This is a genomic window from Paenibacillus cookii (assembly GCF_018333375.1).
Taxonomy (GTDB): domain Bacteria; phylum Bacillota; class Bacilli; order Paenibacillales; family Paenibacillaceae; genus Paenibacillus_AQ; species Paenibacillus_AQ cookii.
This window is the reverse complement of record NZ_BORW01000077.1, coordinates 1-2,192: the sequence shown is the minus strand read 5'-3', so window position 1 is coordinate 2,192 and position 2,192 is coordinate 1. Positions and strand designations below refer to the sequence as shown.

The 2,192-nt window shown below is 46.6% G+C and carries 4 protein-coding genes and 1 tRNA gene; 2 read left to right on the top strand and 3 right to left on the bottom strand.

What is annotated here, in order from left to right; genetic code table 11:
* On the top strand, positions 1-191 hold a 191-nt coding region (locus KI367_RS26560), incomplete at its 5' end, for a hypothetical protein (protein ID WP_212953283.1).
* 196 nt (positions 192-387) lie between these two features.
* Positions 388-990: a nucleotidyltransferase domain-containing protein gene (locus tag KI367_RS26555; RefSeq protein WP_212953280.1), complete on the top strand. Its 603-nt coding sequence runs from the start codon at positions 388-390 to the stop codon at positions 988-990.
* A gap of 67 nt (positions 991-1,057) precedes the next feature.
* Here KI367_RS26555 and KI367_RS26550 read toward each other — a convergent pair whose 3' ends face one another.
* The 3 genes from KI367_RS26550 to KI367_RS26540 all read right to left on the bottom strand — a co-directional run.
* Positions 1,058-1,252: a hypothetical protein gene (locus KI367_RS26550; RefSeq protein WP_246537348.1), complete on the bottom strand. Its 195-nt coding sequence runs from the start codon at positions 1,250-1,252 to the stop codon at positions 1,058-1,060.
* 236 nt (positions 1,253-1,488) lie between these two features.
* A tRNA-Pro gene (locus KI367_RS26545) sits at positions 1,489-1,562 on the bottom strand.
* 474 nt (positions 1,563-2,036) lie between these two features.
* A partial coding sequence (locus KI367_RS26540) for an IS3 family transposase (protein WP_212953286.1) occupies positions 2,037-2,192 on the bottom strand: 156 nt, incomplete at its 5' end.

The following is a 2,192-nucleotide window of genomic DNA, read 5'->3' as shown; positions in this document are numbered from 1 at the left end:
TGACTTCCTCCATCCTTGAGGTTTTTGGGTTTGGTCACTTGAAAACTTCTCCAAGTTGGGGTGAAGTCCCTTTTTTATGTCCGAAAATCCTTACGGCTCAAGGCCTCAGATTACTGCAAAACGCTCAGCTAAAAACGCTGATCATCGTCTGCATTTTTCTTTTTCTCTTTTCGATTGTAAGAAGCATATAATGTATGATGTTTGTTCATGCAGGATGTAACCAAAGAGGCGCCAGTGAAGCGGAAATTGCCAACCGCTGGTTCGCATCATAGGGCAGCAACGGAACTGGTTGCTAATTTCAACGGAAGCCTGTTATAGATTCATGACCACCTTAAAAGAGCTGCATTCCAAAAATACGCTGGCATAACATGCCTGGGAGGCGGAAGCATGATCCGTGCACAAGAGCTCGACCAGATCGAGTCGCTCATGGCCTCATTCGCAAAGCCCTGGTTCATTGCCGGGGGCTGGACGATCGATTTGGCCGTCGGAGAAGCGACGCGAAGCCATAAAGATATGGATATTTGCATTTTTAGAGAGGATTTGGAGTATGCGCTCTACTTCTTCAAAGATTGGGACATCAACGTAGCCATTCCCGGGGAACACAGGCTGGATCCGGTCCGTCATTTGGGAGATGTCGAACTGCCGCGATATTGTCTGCACCTGTTCAAAGGCCCGGAATTTCTCGAAATTCTCCTGACCGAACGAAACCAAGAGCAAGTCATTTTCCGTAAAAACCGGAACATCACCATGCTACTCGACGACTTTGCGATGGGAAGCTTGCCCCGGCCTTACGTCAATCCGGCGTGGCAGCTGCTGTTCAAAAGCCTGGGCACGCGGCCGGAAGACGAGCATGACTTTCGCGTCTATTTGGAGCGGATCGATGATCGCCGATCGAAGGCGTGGCTGCTGAAGCATCTGATCCAGGCGGGCGGGAACAAGCTGTGGGTTGAAGCGTTGAAAGATGATTTGGAACGGGAGAATGGTGCATAAATCACATCCAAATACATACCGCCTCCAATCCATTTTGCGTTTGCATCATGAAAAAGAGGCGGTATTTTTAACTGGCATATTTAAACGTACATACTCCACGCATGTACCGCTCTCCGCCGATTTTCACGCTATCTTCCGAAATCTCTGCGATCCGCCCGGCGCCGACGAGTTCATTCCCGATAAAAACGACGATCGGCACGCGTTCAGCCATCGCGGTATACAGGTGCAGCGAAGAGGTCAGCGGCTTCATAAAACGGCTCATTTCGATCACCTCGCTTATGCCTCCCTAAATTCTACCATAAGCGCGCCCTCTTGTCGCAGTTTGAGGCTGGCGGCAGACGGCCATCGACCGTAACGGTCTGACACGAATCCTGCTTTCCCCTAACGTTTAGCCGGGGATATTTTCGTTTTTATTTCGAGAGAGGACAAAGGAAAAGCGTCCACCGAAAGCCGAGACTTTCTGTGCACGCTTTTTCCTGTTTGATGAATGGAACTCGATCGGAGTAGCGGGATTCGAACCCACGGCCTCACCCACCCCAAGGGTGCGCGCTACCAGACTGCGCCATACCCCGACCGGGAAACCCTTATGTATCAATGGATTGAGACATTATTTACATCCTCAAACCACAACCTAACTTCATTTATGGTTTTCATTATAGGTGTGGTCGTTAAAATTGTAAAGTGGTCTGATTTTAATTCTTGGGGTGTGGTCGCGTAACAGTAAATTAGTTTTGACCATTGATTCCAGTTGATTAGTTATTCAATTCTTGGAGCATCTTGCTGTGTATGTAATCAGTTAATTTAAACTGGCCCAGAAAAGTAACATTTACAACTTCAACTTTCTTTTCATGAGTCTTCGGTTTCTTGCTACTATCGTTATTTTTGATTTCTATATCGATCACCTCTTTAATACACTACTCCCTTCATAATCAATATGATAAATGCCATCAATGGTCAAACTAATATTATATCTATAATGTGGTATCAGCAATCAACTAAGAGTGTTGGACCTCTGTCAATAGATTGGACAGCCAGAATCGAGAAAATTACGCAATTTGACCGTACATTTGTTCGCATTGAAAAGGTGTAAGATACCCGATAGCGGAATGTACGCGTTTCCGGTTGTAGAAAAACTCGATGTATTCAAAAATCCGACTTTGGGCTTCCTTGCGGGTTCTGAACTTCTCCAGATAGACGAGTTC

Excerpts from the sequence above, each read along its gene's own strand:
- KI367_RS26555 (WP_212953280.1), top strand. The coding sequence starts at position 388 with ATGATCCGTGCACAAGAGCTCGACCAGATCGAGTCGCTCATGGCCTCA.
- KI367_RS26550 (WP_246537348.1), bottom strand. The coding sequence starts at position 1,252 with ATGAGCCGTTTTATGAAGCCGCTGACCTCTTCGCTGCACCTGTATACC.